This window comes from Pseudomonas sp. PS01301 (genome assembly GCF_029960215.1).
Classification (GTDB): Bacteria; Pseudomonadota; Gammaproteobacteria; order Pseudomonadales; family Pseudomonadaceae; genus Aquipseudomonas; species Aquipseudomonas coleopterorum.
The window spans coordinates 1-16,871 of sequence record NZ_JASCPM010000002.1 but is presented as its reverse complement, the minus strand read 5'-3'; the positions used below and the strand labels follow the sequence as shown (position 1 = coordinate 16,871).

The window sequence follows — 16,871 nt, the reverse complement described above, 5'->3', positions numbered from 1 at the left end:
AGGTCGCCAACAGGAGAATGACCATGACACCTGAAACCGAAGGCAAAGAAGAAAAAGGCCCCAATGGTGTGCCCTTCATCAACGATCCAGGCAGCGAGGATCCAGGCTCGGTGACCACCGAAGATGCCACGGTGCCGCTTCAGGAAGAAGATGACGAGGATGATGAGTCCTATCAATAGGCCGAATCGGCCACAAGCCTGACTCTGAGGGTCGGCGCCGCCCAAGCGCCATTGCGCCCCGCTATGCTGGATGCTTCCTGCATCCCCTAGCGAGGCATTCGTACCGATGGAGACCCTCACTCCTGCCGCGAACAGTTGGTTGACCCTTCCCACCCACCGGCACTGGCTGGCCCAGCAAGGCCAGCGATTGCTGGAGTTCGCCAAGGCGGCGCGCATCGAAGACGGCTTTGCCGACCTCGACAACCGGGGCCGACCGGTGCTGGCCAGCGGTGCATTGACCATCCAGACCGCCCGCATGACCCACAGCTTTGCCTTGGCCTGCCTGCAGGGCATCCCAGGCAGTGCGGCCATGGTCGACCATGGCATCCGCGCGTTGCAGGGTCCATTGCGCGATGCACGGCACGGTGGCTGGCATGCCAGCGCCAGGCCGGCCTCCACGTCGCGCAAGCAAGCCTATCTGCATGCATTCGTGGCCCTGGCGGCGAGCTCGGCCGTAGCGGCCGGACGACCAGGCGCTGCGGCGTTGCTGGCCGACGCGGTCGACGTTCTGGAGCGGCACTTCTGGTGCGAAGCCGAGCAGGCATTCGTGGAATCCTTCGCTCAGGACTGGAGCGACCAGGAAGACTACCGGGGTGGCAACAGCAACATGCACGGAGTGGAGGCCTGCCTGGCCCTGGCCGACGTCTGCAACGACACCAGGTGGCTGGATCGCGCGCTGGCGATCAGCGAGCGGCTCATTCACCAACACGCGGCAGCCACCAACTACCTGCCAGTCGAACACTTCGACGCCCACTGGCAAGCGCTACCCGACTACAACCATGACCGCCCCGGGGACGAGTTCCGTCCCTACGGGCAAACGCCAGGGCATGCCTTCGAGTGGGCGCGGCTGCTCCTGCACCTGGAAGCCGCACGGCACCGCATCGGCCTGGCCAACCCCAGCTGGCTGGCCGAAGACGCCCAGCATCTGTTCGCCGCAGCCTGCCGGGTCGGCTGGGCGGTGGATGGCCAGCCGGGAATCGTCTACACGTTAGACTGGCAACAACGGCCGGTGGTCGCGCAGCGTCTGCACTGGACGCTGGCAGAAGCGGTGGCCGCCGCCGCGGCGCTGTACCAGCGTACCGGCGATGCCAGCCATGAGCGCTGGTACCGTGAGTTCTGGGACTACATCGACCTCTACCTGATCGATCGCGAGCATGGCAGCTGGCACCATGAACTCGATACGGACAATCAACCGGCGCAGACCATCTGGCCAGGCAAACCCGACCTCTATCACGCCTATCAGGCGACCCTGCTGCCAACCCTGCCACTGGCGCCCAGCCTGGCGACCGCGCTGGCGCGCCAGTCTGGACTGGGATGAGCGCCACACGCTTAATGGGATTGGCGTGGCTGCGCCAATCCAACTGAATTTTTCAGACGGGCCGGACTCCGAAACTCATTGCGACGCACCTCACAAGGAAGATCTTCGGCCCCATGAACAACGCAAAACTGTTCGTCATCGATTACACCCTGCACGGCGACCCCAAGTCGTTCATCATCCGAGCCGAGAAAATGGACAGCAGCGAGGCCTGGCATTGGGCAAGCTGCGATGCAGGGGTCGGCCGCATCGGTCGATTCGGCCGTGAGCATGTGAAAAAGACCAGTCAGCCATCGGCCGAAAAATTCGGCATCAATGGTGTCAGCTGGCGTCCGGCCTGAGCGTCAAAGACCTGCGTCACCGCCTGGCTGGCGAACGAATTCACTTTACCTGCGGTTGATCTGGAACATATTGTTACAAGATATGTTCCCGGCGTTGGACCGTTGTGCCCGAAAGCTCGACGCGTCTACCGCCATGGGTCACCTATAAGATCAAGTAAAGTGAGCACAGCCATGACGTCTGAGGTGGGTAAAGGCAAGGCGATCTTTCGCGTTGTCAGCGGCAATTTTCTGGAAATGTTCGATTTCATGGTCTATGGCTTCTACGCCACGGCCATCGCCAAGACATTCTTTCCGACCGACAGTGCCTTCGCTTCTCTGATGCTGTCGCTGGCCACCTTCGGTGCCGGCTTTCTCATGCGCCCCCTGGGGGCCATCTTTCTGGGTGCGTACATCGACCGGCACGGACGGCGGAAAGGGCTGATCGTGACCTTGGCCTTGATGGCTTTGGGCACGGTGTTGATTGCCTGCGTACCTGGTTACGCGACCTTGGGCGTTGCGGCGCCGCTGCTGGTGCTGCTCGGGCGATTGTTGCAGGGCTTCTCGGCAGGCGTGGAGTTGGGCGGCGTGTCGGTGTACCTGGCCGAAATCGCCACGCCAGGGCGCAAGGGTTTCTTCGTCAGCTGGCAGTCGGCCAGCCAGCAGGTCGCCGTGGTCTTCGCCGGCCTGCTCGGGGTGTTGCTCAATCACTTTCTCGATGCGCAACAGATGGGTGATTGGGGCTGGCGGGTGCCGTTCCTGGTGGGCTGCATGATCGTACCGGTGATTTTCTTCATTCGTCGTTCGCTTGAAGAGACGCCCGAGTTCGAAGCGCGCACCCATCGACCCACGCTCAAGCAAGTCGTGCATTCGGTGGCGCAGAATTTCCGTCTGGTCCTGGCGGGCATGGCGCTGGTGGTGATGACCACCGTTTCGTTCTACCTGATCACCGCTTACACACCGACGTTCGGCAAGAACGAGCTGCACCTGTCGGACATGGATGCGCTGCTGGTGACCATGGCCGTGGGCCTTTCCAACTTCATCTGGCTGCCGATCATGGGCGCATTGTCGGACCGCATCGGGCGCAAGCCGTTGCTGCTCGCGGCCACGGTGCTGGCGATTCTGACGGCCTACCCGACCTTGTCGTGGCTGGTAGCGGATCCCAGCTTTGGCCGTCTGCTGGCGGTCGAGCTGTGGCTGTCGTTCCTGTATGGCTCGTACAACGGTGCCATGGTCGTGGCGCTGACCGAGATCATGCCTCTGGACGTGCGCACCACTGGGTTTTCGCTGGCCTATAGCTTGGCCACGGCGACATTCGGCGGGTTCACTCCAGTGGCGTGCACCTACCTGATTCACGCGCTGGACAACAAGGCGGCACCGGGCATCTGGCTCAGTGGCGCGGCGGTGTTGGGGCTGGTAGCGACGTTGGTACTGTTCCGCGGCGACCGGCATGCGCAACGTACGGCTTTGGCGGCGCAGGCCTGATACCGCGGTGCGCCCTTCGCGGGCAGATGGCTCGCCGCCCGCCCCGCTCCCACAGGGATCAAGGTGTATTGGGACCTGTGGGAGCGGGCTCTGCCCGCGAAGAGGCCATACCTGACACCCCAAAAAAAACGCCCCGAACCAGTCGGGGCGTTTTTCATTCAGCGCTCAGGCTCAGTGTGGAAAAGCTGGAGGGTTGACGCCCGCCATGTCTTCCATCACACGGACCACCTGGCAGCTGTAGCCGAATTCGTTGTCGTACCAGACGTACAACACGACGCGGTTGTCGTTGCAGATGGTGGCCTCGGCGTCGACCACACCGGCGTAGCGCGAGCCGACGAAGTCGGTCGATACCACTTCCTGGGAGTTGACGAAGTCGATCTGCCGGGACAGGTCCGAGTGCAGCGCCATGTAGCGCAGGTACTCGTTCATCTCTTCGCGGGTGCTGGCCTTCTCTAGGTTCAGGTTCAGAATGGCCATGGAGACGTTCGGCGTCGGCACGCGAATGGCGTTGCCGGTCAGCTTGCCGGCCAGTTCGGGCAGCGCCTTGGCGGCAGCGGTGGCAGCGCCGGTCTCGGTGATGACCATGTTCAACGCAGCCGAACGGCCGCGACGGTCGCCCTTGTGGAAGTTGTCGATCAGGTTCTGGTCGTTGGTGTACGAGTGAACGGTTTCGACGTGGCCGTTGACGATGCCGAACTTGTCGTTGACCGCCTTGAGCACCGGCACGATGGCGTTGGTGGTGCAAGACGCCGCCGAAACGATCTTGTCGTCGGCAGTGATCGTGCCATGGTTGATGCCATGCACGATGTTCTTCAGCTTGCCCTTGCCCGGTGCGGTCAGCACCACGCGGTCGATGCCTGGGCAGGCCAGGTGCTGGCCAAGGCCGTCGGCATCGCGCCAGACGCCGGTGTTGTCGACCAGCAGGGCATTCTTGATGCCATACTGGGTGTAGTCGACTTCGCTCGGGTTCTTGGCGTAGATGACCTGGATCAGGTTGCCGTTGACGGTCAGGGTGCTGTTCGCTTCGTCGACATGGATGATGCCGTCGAACGAGCCGTGCACCGAGTCGCGACGCAACAGGCTGGCGCGCTTGACCAGGTCGTTGTCGGCGCCTTTGCGCACGACGATCGCACGCAGACGCAGGCCGTCGCCGGCACCCGCCTTCTCGACCAGGATGCGCGCCAGCAGGCGACCGATGCGGCCGAAACCGTACAGCACCACGTCGGTACCGGTACGCTCGCCCTGGTTCTGCTTGCCGACCACGTCCGCCAGCTCTTCACGCACGAACTGTTCGGCGCTGCGCCCGTTGCCGCTTTCCTTGAACTTGACCGCGAGCTTGCCCAGATCCACGGAAGCGGCGCCCAGCTTGAGTTCGCTCATCGCCTTGATCAGCGGGAACGTCTCGTGCACCGACAGCTCCGAGGAATCGGACTGGCGATGGCGAGCGAAGCGGTGCGCCTTGAGCAGCTCGATCACCGAACGGTTGATCAGGCTGCGGCCGTAGATGGAGGTGACTACGTTGTTATTGCGGTAGAGCTGGCCGATCAAAGGAATCATCGCTTCAGCGAGTGCTTCACGATCGATCCATTCACCAAGACACTGGTCGGGCTTCTGAGTCACGGTAACCTTCCACATGTAGGGGCTGAGAAAACGGGCTACATTATGACTTCGCCGCGCGGCCGGAGCAATCTGCGCTTATCGACGTCGTGAAGTTTGGCGAATAGGACCGTCAAAAAAACCGAGGCGCGCCAACGAGGTAGCTCATACCCGGCGGTTTTATGACAAGAGGCCGTGCGAAGCAACCGGGTGCGCCCTTTGCCGACCGCTCAAGCCGCCGCAATGGCACAACCCCATCACAGCACCTGACAGCCCACCGTCGCCCCGGTACAATCCCCGTTTTCCGCCGCAACGCTTGGAGCTCAACCTCCCGTGCCTGTTCTGCGCCTTCCGCAACTCCCTGCCTCGGCAGGCAAACACGCCTGGGGCAACCTGCCCGGGGCCGCCCTGAGCCTGGCGATCGCCGAAGCGGCCAATGCCGCCAAGCGCTTCACGCTTCTGCTCACCGCCGACAGCCAAAGCGCCGACCGGCTGGAGCAGGAACTGCGTTTCTTCGCCCCGCAGTTGCCGGTGTTGCATTTCCCTGACTGGGAAACCCTGCCGTACGACCTGTTCTCGCCGCACCAGGACATCATCTCCCAGCGTATCGCCGCCCTCTACCGCCTGCCCGAGCTCGCGCACGGGGTTTTGGTAGTGCCCATCACCACTGCCCTACATCGGCTGGCGCCGACCCAGTTCCTGCTGGGCAGCAGCCTGGTGCTGGACGTGGGGCAACGCCTGGACGTAGAGCAGATGCGCACGCGTCTGGAGGCCAGCGGCTACCGCTACGTCGACACGGTGTACGAGCACGGTGAATTTGCCGTGCGCGGCGCCCTGATCGACCTGTTCCCCATGGGTAGCAAGCTGCCCTATCGGATCGACCTGTTCGACGACGAGATCGAGACGCTGCGTACCTTCGATCCGGAGACCCAGCGCTCCATCGACAAGGTCGAGTCGATCCGCCTGCTGCCGGCCCGCGAATTCCCCCTGCAGAAGGAAGCGGTGACCCGCTTCAAGGCACGCTTTCGCGAACGTTTCGACGTCGACTTCCGTCGCTGCCCGATCTTTCAGGACCTGAGCAGCGGCATCACCCCTGCCGGTATCGAGTACTACCTGCCGCTGTTCTTCGAAGAAACCTCGACCCTGTTCGACTATCTGCCCCAGGACACCCAGGTGTTCTCGCTGCCGGGTATCGAACAGGCCGCCGAGCATTTCTGGAGCGACGTGCGCAACCGTTACGAGGAGCGTCGGGTCGATCCCGCGCGTCCGTTGCTGCCGCCTGCCGAACTGTTCATGCCGGTGGAAGACTGCTTCGCCCAGCTCAAGACTTGGCCACGCATCATCGTCAGCCAGGATGACCTGGAGCCGGGGCCGGGCCGTGAACGTTTCGCCGCAGCGGCGCTGCCGGACCTGGCCATCGAGGCCAAGGCCACCCAGCCCCTCGCCGCGCTGGCCGGATTCCTCGACCAGTTTCCGGGCCGGGTGCTGTTCACCGCCGAATCCGCCGGTCGCCGTGAAGTGCTGCTGGAGCTGCTGGAGCGGCTAAAGGTCCGCCCTCGCACGGTGGACGGCTGGAACGAGTTCGCCGAGGGCGAGGAACGTCTGGCGATCACCATCGCGCCGCTCGACGAAGGCCTGCAGATTCTCGACCCGGCCCTGGCCCTGATCGCCGAGAGTCCGCTGTTCGGCCAGCGCGTGATGCAGCGGCGGCGCCGCGACAAGCGCGCCGACGCGGCCAACGACAACGTCATCAAGAACCTCACCGAGCTGCGCGAAGGCGCGCCGGTGGTGCACATCGACCACGGTGTGGGCCGCTACCTGGGGCTGGCGACGCTGGAGATCGACAATCAGGTCGCCGAATTCCTCACCCTGGAATACGCCGAGAACGCCAAGCTCTACGTGCCGGTGGCCAACCTGCACCTGATCGCCCGCTACACCGGTAGCGACGACGCCCTGGCCCCGCTGCACCGGCTCGGCTCCGAGGCCTGGCAGAAAGCCAAGCGCAAGGCCGCCGAGCAGGTGCGCGACGTGGCCGCCGAGTTGCTCGACATCTATGCCCGCCGCGCTGCGCGCGAAGGCTATGCGTTCGCCGACCCGGCTCTGGACTACGCCACGTTCAGCGCCGGCTTCGCTTTCGAAGAAACCCCGGACCAGCAGTCGGCCATCGAGGCCGTGCGCCACGACATGCTCGCGCCCAAGCCCATGGACCGCCTGGTGTGCGGCGACGTCGGCTTCGGCAAGACCGAAGTGGCCATGCGCGCGGCGTTCATCGCCGTGCACGGCGGCCGCCAGGTGGCCATCCTGGTGCCGACCACCCTGCTCGCCCAGCAGCACTACAACAGCTTCCGCGACCGTTTCGCCGATTGGCCAGTGACGGTCGAGGTGATGAGCCGCTTCAAATCGGCCAAGGAAGTCGGCGCCGCCGTCGAGCAACTGGCCGAAGGCAAGATCGACATCGTCATCGGTACCCACAAGCTGCTGCAGGACGACGTCAAGATCAAGAACCTGGGCCTGGTGATCATCGACGAAGAACACCGCTTCGGGGTCCGTCAGAAAGAGGCGCTCAAGGCCCTGCGCAGTGAAGTAGACATCCTCACCCTGACCGCCACGCCGATTCCGCGCACGCTGAACATGGCCGTGGCCGGCATGCGCGACCTGTCGATCATCGCCACGCCACCGGCGCGGCGCCTGTCGGTGCGCACCTTCGTCATGGAGCAGAACAAGAGCACCGTGAAGGAAGCGCTGCTGCGCGAACTGCTGCGCGGTGGCCAGGTGTACTACCTGCACAACGATGTGAAAACCATCGAGAAATGCGCCGCCGACCTCGCCGAGCTGGTTCCCGAGGCGCGCATCGGCATCGGCCATGGGCAGATGCGCGAGCGCGAGCTGGAACAGGTGATGAGCGACTTCTATCACAAGCGCTTCAACGTGCTGATCGCCTCGACCATCATCGAGACCGGCATCGACGTGCCCAGCGCCAACACCATCATCATCGAGCGCGCCGACAAGTTCGGTCTGGCGCAGTTGCATCAGCTGCGCGGGCGCGTCGGCCGCAGCCACCACCAGGCCTATGCCTACCTGTTGACCCCGCCGCGCCAGCAGATCACTCCGGACGCCGAAAAGCGCCTGGAGGCGATCGCCAATACCCAGGACCTGGGAGCCGGTTTCGTTCTGGCGACCAACGACCTGGAAATCCGCGGTGCCGGCGAGCTGCTTGGCGAAGGCCAGAGCGGACAGATCCAGGCGGTCGGTTTCACCCTGTACATGGAGATGCTCGAGCGTGCGGTCAAGTCGATCCGCAAGGGCGAGCAACCCAACCTGGACCAGCCCCTGGGCGGCGGGCCGGAGATCAACCTGCGTCTGCCTGCTCTGATTCCCGAGGACTATCTGCCCGATGTGCACGCTCGCCTGATCCTCTACAAGCGCATCGCCTCGGCGGTGGACGAGGACGGTCTCAAGGACCTGCAGGTGGAAATGATCGACCGCTTCGGCCTGTTGCCCGAACCGACCAAGAATCTGGTGCGCCTGACCCTGCTCAAGCTTCAGGCCGAGCAGCTGGGTATCACCAAGGTCGATGGCGGCCCGCAGGGTGGGCGCATCGAATTCGGCCCGAGCACGCCGGTCGATCCGCTGACCCTGATCAAGCTGATCCAGAGCCAGCCCAAGCGCTACAAGTTCGAAGGCGCCACGCTGTTCAAGTTCATGGTGCCGATGGAGCGCGCCGAGGAGCGTTTCAACGTCATCGAAGCGCTGTTCGAGCGCTTGACGCCAAAAGCCGGTTGATATGCCCGATGAGCGCCTGATCGATACGCTGCAACCGCGGCCACGGCTGTGGCTGGGCAGCGTCGAGTTCAGCGCCTTCGAACCACGCAACGGCAAGATGCAGCGTTACGTGCAGCATCGTGCGGCGCTGGCGTACGGCTACGCCGGCGAATACGTCAGCGGGCCGCGCCCCACCAGCGTCGCGCGCCAATGGCAGAACCAGAACGCTCGAATCCTGCGCCAGCCGGCCGCCGAGCGGGCCCTGCGCGAGCAGTTGCAGGGCATCGGCTTCAAGCTGGCGACCCGGCAGAGCAAAGCGCTGCCGGAAAGCGCCGGCGAGATCTTCGAGCTGCCCAGCGATGCTGCCTGGCTACGCTTCATCCTCAACGAGCTTCCGGGGTTGCGCGAGCAAGGCTGGGAAATCGAATACGCCGAAGCGTTCGCCTTCGACCTGACGCCGGTCGACCGCTGGTACGCCACCATCGAGGAAGGCCCCGAGCGCGACTGGTTCGATCTGGAACTGGGCATCGTGGTCGACGGCGAACCGCTGAGCCTGCTGCCGATCCTCCTCAACCTGCTGCGCAGCCACCCGGAACTGCTCAACCCGAGCCACCTGGCGCGCCGTCGCGACGACGAACAGATCCTGGTGCCCGTGCATACGGCGCAAGACGGCGTTCAGCGAACCGTGCAGGTCGCCCTGCCCTATGGCCGCTTGAAACCGGTGCTGGCAACGCTGGGGGATTTCTACCTGCGCGAACCGGGCGACACCTCGATACGCCTGGCCACCGCCGACGCCACGCGCCTCGAAGGGCTGCGGACGTTGCCTCTGGACTGGCAAGGTGGCGAGCGGGTACGTCACTTTGCCGAACGCCTGCGCGACATCCGCCACTGTCCGGTCACCGCACCCGACGGTTTGAACGCCACGCTGCGTCCTTACCAGCTGGAAGGCGTGAGCTGGATGCAGGCGCTGCGGCAACTGGAAGTGGGCGGCATCCTCGCCGACGACATGGGCCTGGGCAAAACCCTGCAAACCCTCGCCCATCTATTGATAGAGAAACAGGCCGGACGCCTTGATCGCCCGGCCATGGTGGTGATGCCCACCAGCCTGGTGCCGAACTGGCAGGACGAAGCCGTCCGCTTCGCGCCCGCACTCAAGGTCCTGGCCCTGCACGGCGCCAGCCGCAAGAAACACTTCGCGCATCTGGCCGAGTACGACGTGCTGCTGACCACCTATGCCCTGCTGCCCAAGGACATCGAAGTCCTCGAACAGGTGCCGCTGCACGTACTGGTGCTCGACGAAGCCCAGTACATCAAGACCCCCAGCAGCAAGGCGGCGCAGGCGGCACGTCAGCTGAATGCGCGGCAACGCCTGTGCCTGAGCGGCACGCCCCTGGAAAATCATCTGGGCGAACTCTGGTCGCTGTTTCATTTCCTGATGCCGGGCTGGCTGGGCGACAGCAAGCAGTTCAGCCGCGACTACCGTCTGCCGATCGAGCGACAGGGCGACGAGACGCGCCTGCAGCACCTGAACGCGCGTATCAAGCCATTCCTGCTACGCCGCACCAAGGAGCAGGTGGCCACCGAGCTGCCGGCCAAGAGCGAAATCGTCCACTGGGTCGAACTCAACGAGGCGCAGCGCGACGTTTACGAGACAGTGCGCCTGGCCATGGATAAAAAGGTACGCGCCGAAATCGACCGAAAAGGCGTGGCGCGCAGTCAGATCATCATCCTCGAAGCGCTGCTCAAGCTGCGTCAGGTGTGCTGTGACCTGCGCCTGGTCAACAGCGTTGCAGCACCGCCGCCGGGCCACAGTTCGGGCAAGCTGGCCAGCCTGCTGCGATTGCTCGACGAACTGCTGGACAGCGGTCGGCGCATCCTGCTGTTCTCCCAGTTCACCTCTATGCTGGGCCTGATCGAGCAGGAGCTGCAGCAGCGAGGCATCCCCTACGCATTGCTGACCGGTACCACGCGCGATCGCCGGGCACCGGTCAGGGACTTTCAGGACGGCAGGCTGCAGATCTTCCTGATCAGCCTGAAGGCCGGCGGCGTGGGCTTGAACCTGACCGCAGCAGACACGGTGATCCACTACGACCCTTGGTGGAACCCGGCCGCGGAAAACCAGGCCACCGACCGCGCCTACCGCATCGGCCAGGAAAAACCGGTGTTCGTCTACAAGCTGATCACCCGCGGCACGGTGGAAGAAAAGATCCAGCACCTGCAGCAGGAAAAGTCAGCCTTGGCGGCCGGCATTCTCGATGCAAGGGAAACCGGCGACTGGCGCCTGCAGGACAACGATATCGACGCCCTGCTCGCGCCGCTGCCGAGCCCGCCTGCCAAACGCCGATAGTTGCCTGAACGGCGTTTTCAGTCGACGAAATCGGCGGCCGTTGCGCGCTCCCCGAGCAGAAACCCGTCGGCCACCAGGCGCAGCGGCTGCAGATCGGTATCACTGTTACCGGCCTCGATCAGTCGCGCGAAGTGCCGGTAGAGCAACGGGTATTCACCTACCGTTTCGAGCGTCTGCGGCACATCGTCGATAAGCAGCTGCGCACCGCCGTGGGTCAGGCGCAGGCATCCTTCGTCGCAACGTACTTCGATCTGCCAGAGCTCGTCATGACCGTGGTCCCAGTCGAAGGCGGCGCTCACCTGCAGGCCGTTCGCGTCGCTCATGCTCAGGTCAGCCGCGATCGGCGCCTGGCGATTGCCGGGAAAGCGCAGGCTGGCCTGGGTGACGAACAGGGCTTCAGGCAGCACGTGGCTGATGATCGACAGGGCGTTGATGCCCGGATCGAACACGCCGAGGCCGCCGGCCTGCCAGATCCACTGCTGGCCCGGGTGCCACTTGCGCACGTCTTCCTTCCACTGCACCGTGACCGACTGCAGCCGTTTGCCCGCCAGCCAGGCGCGGGCGCTTTCAACCCCTGCGGCGAAGCGCGAATGCCAGGCGAACAGGCAGGTCACACCTTGCTCGGTGGCCAGTTCGACCAAGGCCATGGCCTCGCCAAGGCTGGCGCAGGGCGGTTTTTCCACCAGCACGTGCTTGCCGGCCAGCAGCGCTTCGCGGACCTGCGCATAGCGACCCTGAGGCGGTGTGCAGAACGCCAGCGCCTGGATATCCGCAGCCTGTTCGAGCAACTCGTGCAGGCTGCCGAAATGCGTGACGCCGGGGCATGGCTCGCCGAGGGTGGCCACGGCGACCAGCTCGAAGGATGGGTCATTGCGCAGGGCGGGGACGTGCTGATCCTGGGCAATCTTGCCGTAGCCGACCACGCCGAGACGAATGGGGGACATCGCTGACTCCTTTTTTATTGTTGGGCCTGGGCGTTATAGCAGTTACACAGCCGTCGGCATACGTGGCAATGCAGGCGACGGGCGCAACGTCGGGACCGGGATTTGCATGCAACCGTGCCGTCCCTCACCGAAGTTGCGAGCCCGCCATGCCTGATCGCGCCCTGCCTGATCGTCCTATGCCCCCTGCCCTGCGTTTCATGCTGGCCGCTCGCCGCAGCGAGCTCGAAGGCCTGCGCGGGCTGGCCGACACCTGTGAACTGGTGACGCTGATCAGCCGCCTGGTGCATGCCCTGCAGCGTGAACGTGGCTACACCAACCTCTATCTGGGCAGCCAGGTGGAAACCCACCGCCGACAACTGGACCTGCACACCGAGCAGGCTCAGGCATTGGAGCACGACGTACTCCAGCGCTTGCAGGTCGTGGACCTGAATGCGGCCAGCGCAGCCGACCGGGCCCGCCTGTTCAACCGCGTTGCCTACGTCCTGCACGGTTTCGACGAATTGCCCGGCCTGCGGCGGCGCATTCGCGAACGTCTGCTCGCACCCAGCCTGGCCACGGCGGCCCTGACCCGTCTAATCGGTGGACTCATGGCCGTGGTCTTCGAAGCGGCCGACACGGCCATCGACCCGGACATCACCCGGGTGCTGGTGGCGCTGTTCAACTTCATGCAGGGCAAGGAGCTGGCCGGTCAGGAGCGGGCCACCGGCGTGGCCGGCTTCTCGGCGGGGTTTTTCGACGCCAGTGTGCAGGAGCGCATCCTGCACCTGACGCAAAGCCAGGAGCGCTGCTTCCAGACCTTCAGCGAATTCGCCGACCCGCTGGCCGGTCAGCGCTGGGCCGAGTTGCAGCGCAGCGAACTCACCACACAGTTGTTGCGCCTGCGCGAAGTCGGCATGCGCACCTCGGCGCAACATCCGGTGGACCCGGGCCTCTCGCAGCTCTGGTTCGAACTGCACAGCCAGCGCATCGATCAGATGCACGAGGTGGAGAAGCACCTTGCCGAGCAACTGTTGGCCAGTTGTCAGAGCAGCATCAAGCTGGCCAATGCCGACCTCGACAACCACCGCGTGCTGTTGCAACGCCTGGCCAGTCTGGAAACCATGGGCTGCGGCGATGCCCGGCTGTTCAGCGTGCATGCCAGCGATCTCGACAGCCCCGCGCCCGACGGCCACGGACCGCAGATGGGCCGCTCGCTGCTGGACCTGCTGCAGGCCCAGACCCACCGTCTGCAGGATGCCAACCTGCAACTGGACGAGGCACGCCAGGCGCTCAATGAGCGCAAGCTGGTGGAACGGGCCAAGCAATTGTTGATGAATGAATATGCCCTCAGTGAAAGCGAGGCGTACACCCGACTGCGGCAATCGGCGATGTCGCGGGGGCTGCGCATGGTCGACATGGCGCAGAACGTATTGGCCGTGGCTGGCAAAGGTTGAGGCACAGACTGCGCCCTATTTGCGCACCCTGCCGGTGGCATGCTCCGCATCCGTGCACACGGACGCTCCATTGCGCGGGGACGGCTACGTCCCGTGCGGCTCTCGACGCCTTGGCACGCAATCTGCTTTGAGAGACACAGGATCGCAGCCAACTGCGGTCGACTATTCGAATCCTGGACAACGGCGTCCACGCGTTCCGGCAGCACTGCCCGGAGCGCGTGACCGCCGTTTTTTTTTGCATTTTTTTGGCCGCCAGCAGCAGGGGAATCAGCGATGGATGACACGCCTTTCAAAGCACACCCGCACGACGCCAAGCGTCGGCACTTTCTCAAGCAGTCGTTGACCGTGGCCGGTGCCGGTGCAGCCCTTGGACTGCTGCCACCCGGGCTGTCCTCGGCGGTCTGGGCAGCGGGCAGCGACGGTCTGGAAACCACCACGGCCAAGCTGGGCTTCATCGCACTGACCGATGCCGCGCCGCTGTTCGTCGCCGACGAGAAAGGCTTTTTCGCCAAGCACGGCATGACCGGGGTGGAAGTGCTCAAACAGTCGTCCTGGGGCACCACGCGGGATAATCTGGTGCTGGGTTCGGCCGCCAACGGCATCGACGGCGCACACATCCTCACACCCATGCCCTACTTGATCGCTGCTGGCAAGGTCACGCCCAACAACCAGCCAGTGCCCATGTACATCCTCGCGCGGCTGAACCTGTCCGGCCAGTGCATCTCGGTGGGCAACGAACACGCCGACCTCAAGCTGGGCCTGGATTCCGCACCGTTCAAGGCGGCGCTGGCCAGCAAGCGTGCCAGCGGCAAGACCGTCAATGCCGCGATGACCTTCCCCGGCGGCACCCACGACCTGTGGTTGCGCTACTGGCTGGCCGCAGGCGGCATCGACCCGAACAAGGACCTGTCCACCATCGTCGTACCCCCGCCGCAGATGGTCGCCAACATGAAGGTCGGCAGCATGGACAGCTTCTGCGTCTGCGAACCGTGGAACGCGCAGTTGATCAATCAGAAAGTCGGCTACACGGCCAACACCACGGGCGAAATCTGGAACAAGCATCCGGAGAAGGCCCTGGCTCTGCGCGCCGACTACGTGGACAAGCACCCCAACGCGACCAAAGCCCTGCTCAAGGCCGTGATGGAAGCGCAGATGTTCTGCGAGCGGCCGGAGAACAAGGACGAAGTGGCAGAGATCTGCGCCAAGCGTCGCTGGATCAACGCGCCGGTGGCGGACATCATCGAGCGCATGAAAGGCAACTTCGACTACGGCACCGGCAAGGTGGTCAAGGACAGCCCGCACATCATGCGCTACTGGGACGACTTCGCCTCCTACCCATTCAAGAGCCACGATCTGTGGTTCCTCACCGAAAACAAGCGCTGGGGCTACCTGCCCAAGGATTTCGACAGCCAGGCCTTGATCGCCAAGGTCAATCGCTCCGACCTCTGGCGCCTGGCCGCCGCAGAATTGAGCGTGCCGGCCGCGCAGATTCCCGATTCCGACTCGCGCGGTGTCGAGACCTTCTTCGACGGCAAGACCTTCGATCCTCAGAACCCGCAGGCCTATCTCGACAGCCTGTCCATCAAGGCCCTGGCCTGATGTTTCCCGCACTCACCGGAGGTCACCATGAATGCTGAAGTGAAGAAGCTGCACAGCGCCGCCCAGGCCGTCGCCAAGGCCCAGGTCAAGCCGCCGGTGATGGCGAAACTGCTGAAGAACGCCCGTCGCTTCGTGTTGCAGCAGTGCCTGCCACCGGTAGTGATCGGCGCCCTGCTGTTGCTGGTCTGGCAACTGGTGTGCAGCGGCAAGGGCGCGGCGCTGCCGCCGCCCACTCAGGTGATCAGCGATACCTGGGAGCTGATCGTCGATCCGTTCTACGACAACGGCGGCAACGACAAGGGCATGGCCTGGCAACTGCTGGCCAGCCTGTCGCGGGTTGCCTATGGCTATGCCCTGGCCGTGGTGGTGGGGATCAGCCTGGGTGTGCTGGTGGGTCAGTCGACCTGGGCCATGCGCGGGCTCGATCCGTTGTTCCAGATCCTGCGTACGGTACCGCCGCTGGCTTGGCTGCCGCTGTCGCTGGCCGGTTTCAAGGACAGCTACCCTTCGGCGATCTTCGTGATCTTCATCACCGCCATCTGGCCGATCATCATCAACACCTCGGTGGGCGTGCGCAACATTCCCGAGGACTACCGCAACGTGGCCAAGGTGCTGCGGCTCAACGGCGTCGAGTACTTCAGCAAGATCATGCTGCCGGCGGCCGCGCCCTATATCTTTTCCGGCCTGCGCATCGGTGTCGGCCTGTCGTGGCTGGCGATCATCGCCGCGGAAATGCTGATTGGCGGTGTCGGCATCGGGTTCTTCATCTGGGACGCCTGGAACGCCTCGCGCATCAGCGACATCATTCTCGCCCTGGCCTACGTGGGCATCGTCGGCTTCTGCCTCGATCGCCTGGTGGCGATGGTCGGACGCCTGGTCACCCGCGGCACTTCGCAAAGCTGAGGAGGCAACATGAGCCATTACTTGAGTATCGAAAACGTCGACAAGCACTTCGAGCGCGACGGTGTCACCAGCCAGGTGCTGCGCGGGATCAACCTGAACGTCGCACGCGGCGAGTACATTTCCATCATCGGCCACTCGGGCTGCGGCAAGTCGACGGTGCTGAACATCGTCGCCGGGCTCATCGAATCGAGCAACGGTGCGGTGATTCTCGACGGCAAGGAAGTGCGCCAGCCGGGGCCGGACCGCAGTTTGGTGTTCCAGAACCATTCGCTGCTGCCCTGGCTGACCGTTTACGAGAACGTAGCCCTGGGCGTGGACAAGGTCTTCAAGCACAGCAAGAGCAAGAGCGAGCGCCATGCCTGGACCCTGCACAACCTGGAAATGGTCAACATGACCCACGCGCTGCACAAGCGCCCGAGCGAGATTTCCGGCGGCATGAAGCAGCGCGTCGGCATCGCTCGCGCGCTGGCGATGCAGCCCAAGGTGTTGTTGCTCGACGAACCGTTCGGCGCGCTGGACGCGTTGACCCGCGCGCACTTGCAGGATGAGGTGATGCGCATCCAGAGCGAGCTGCACAACACGGTGATGATGATCACTCACGATGTCGACGAGGCGGTGCTGCTCTCCGATCGCATCGTGATGATGACCAACGGCCCGGCGGCGACCATCGGCGAAATCCTCACCATCGACCTGCCCCGCCCCCGCAGCCGCCTGGCCCTGGCCGACGATCCGCGCTACAATCAGTACCGCCTGGCGGTGCTCAGTTTCCTGTATGAGAAACAGGGAAAAGTCGTCGAAGCCGTCGCCTGAACCACCGCAAGCGCCGCGTTCCCCTGTAGCAGCGGTGCGAGCCGCGTCCGGCCTCACCGCGGTGCCCCTGACCCACCGCAACCACCGCCGACGCGGCTCGCGCCCCGGGTACACGCACGGCCGAACCCGCGGCGGGCCGGCC

General features: G+C 64.2%; 12 protein-coding genes. 10 read left to right on the top strand and 2 right to left on the bottom strand.

Going from position 1 to position 16,871, the window contains the following annotated elements; all coding sequences use genetic code 11:
- Positions 1–23: 23 nt before the first annotated feature.
- The 4 genes from QMX89_RS01070 to QMX89_RS01055 all read left to right on the top strand — a co-directional run bounded on the left by QMX89_RS01070 (position 24) and on the right by QMX89_RS01055 (position 3,335).
- Complete coding sequence (locus tag QMX89_RS01070) at positions 24–179, top strand: hypothetical protein (protein WP_167375915.1); 156 nt, start codon at positions 24–26, stop codon at positions 177–179.
- 106 nt (positions 180–285) lie between these two features.
- A complete protein-coding gene (locus tag QMX89_RS01065) occupies positions 286–1,536 on the top strand; it encodes an AGE family epimerase/isomerase (protein ID WP_282346034.1) in 1,251 nt (416 codons plus the stop codon).
- A 113-nt stretch (positions 1,537–1,649) separates the two neighbouring features.
- A complete protein-coding gene (locus QMX89_RS01060; RefSeq protein WP_049859148.1) occupies positions 1,650–1,874 on the top strand; it encodes a DUF6555 family protein in 225 nt (74 codons plus the stop codon).
- Positions 1,875–2,045: 171 nt separating this feature from the next.
- Positions 2,046–3,335 carry an MFS transporter gene (locus tag QMX89_RS01055; RefSeq protein WP_282346027.1) on the top strand — a complete coding sequence of 430 codons (1,290 nt, stop codon included), beginning with the start codon at positions 2,046–2,048 and terminating at the stop codon, positions 3,333–3,335.
- A gap of 171 nt (positions 3,336–3,506) precedes the next feature.
- On the opposite strand, the gene QMX89_RS01050 is transcribed toward QMX89_RS01055, so the two are convergent.
- Positions 3,507–4,970, bottom strand: a complete 1,464-nt coding sequence (locus QMX89_RS01050; RefSeq protein ID WP_049859146.1) for a glyceraldehyde-3-phosphate dehydrogenase — start codon at positions 4,968–4,970, stop codon at positions 3,507–3,509.
- A gap of 294 nt (positions 4,971–5,264) precedes the next feature.
- Here QMX89_RS01050 and mfd point away from each other — a divergent pair, with 294 nt between their 5' ends.
- Both mfd and QMX89_RS01040 read left to right on the top strand, forming a co-directional pair.
- Positions 5,265–8,714: a transcription-repair coupling factor gene (gene mfd, locus QMX89_RS01045; RefSeq protein ID WP_049859145.1), complete on the top strand. Its 3,450-nt coding sequence runs from the start codon at positions 5,265–5,267 to the stop codon at positions 8,712–8,714.
- A 1-nt stretch (position 8,715) separates the two neighbouring features.
- Entirely contained in the window at positions 8,716–11,040 is a 2,325-nt protein-coding gene (locus QMX89_RS01040) for a DEAD/DEAH box helicase (RefSeq protein WP_282346018.1), read from the top strand.
- 17 nt (positions 11,041–11,057) lie between these two features.
- Here the strand turns inward: QMX89_RS01040 and QMX89_RS01035 are convergent, their stop codons facing one another.
- Positions 11,058–11,984, bottom strand: a complete 927-nt coding sequence (locus QMX89_RS01035) for a Gfo/Idh/MocA family oxidoreductase (protein ID WP_282346016.1) — start codon at positions 11,982–11,984, stop codon at positions 11,058–11,060.
- A 146-nt stretch (positions 11,985–12,130) separates the two neighbouring features.
- On the opposite strand from QMX89_RS01035, the gene QMX89_RS01030 reads away from it, so the two are divergent.
- From QMX89_RS01030 to QMX89_RS01015, 4 genes are all read left to right on the top strand, one after another.
- On the top strand, positions 12,131–13,417 hold the full coding sequence (locus QMX89_RS01030) for a nitrate regulatory protein (protein WP_236707050.1): 1,287 nt from the start codon (positions 12,131–12,133) through the stop codon (positions 13,415–13,417).
- 273 nt (positions 13,418–13,690) lie between these two features.
- Positions 13,691–15,016, top strand: a complete 1,326-nt coding sequence (locus QMX89_RS01025) for a CmpA/NrtA family ABC transporter substrate-binding protein (protein ID WP_049859141.1) — start codon at positions 13,691–13,693, stop codon at positions 15,014–15,016.
- 27 nt (positions 15,017–15,043) lie between these two features.
- Complete coding sequence (ntrB, locus tag QMX89_RS01020; protein ID WP_082484494.1) at positions 15,044–15,919, top strand: nitrate ABC transporter permease; 876 nt, start codon at positions 15,044–15,046, stop codon at positions 15,917–15,919.
- Positions 15,920–15,928: 9 nt separating this feature from the next.
- A complete protein-coding gene (locus tag QMX89_RS01015) occupies positions 15,929–16,729 on the top strand; it encodes an ABC transporter ATP-binding protein (protein WP_043188292.1) in 801 nt (266 codons plus the stop codon).
- The last annotated feature ends 142 nt before the right edge of the window (positions 16,730–16,871 follow it).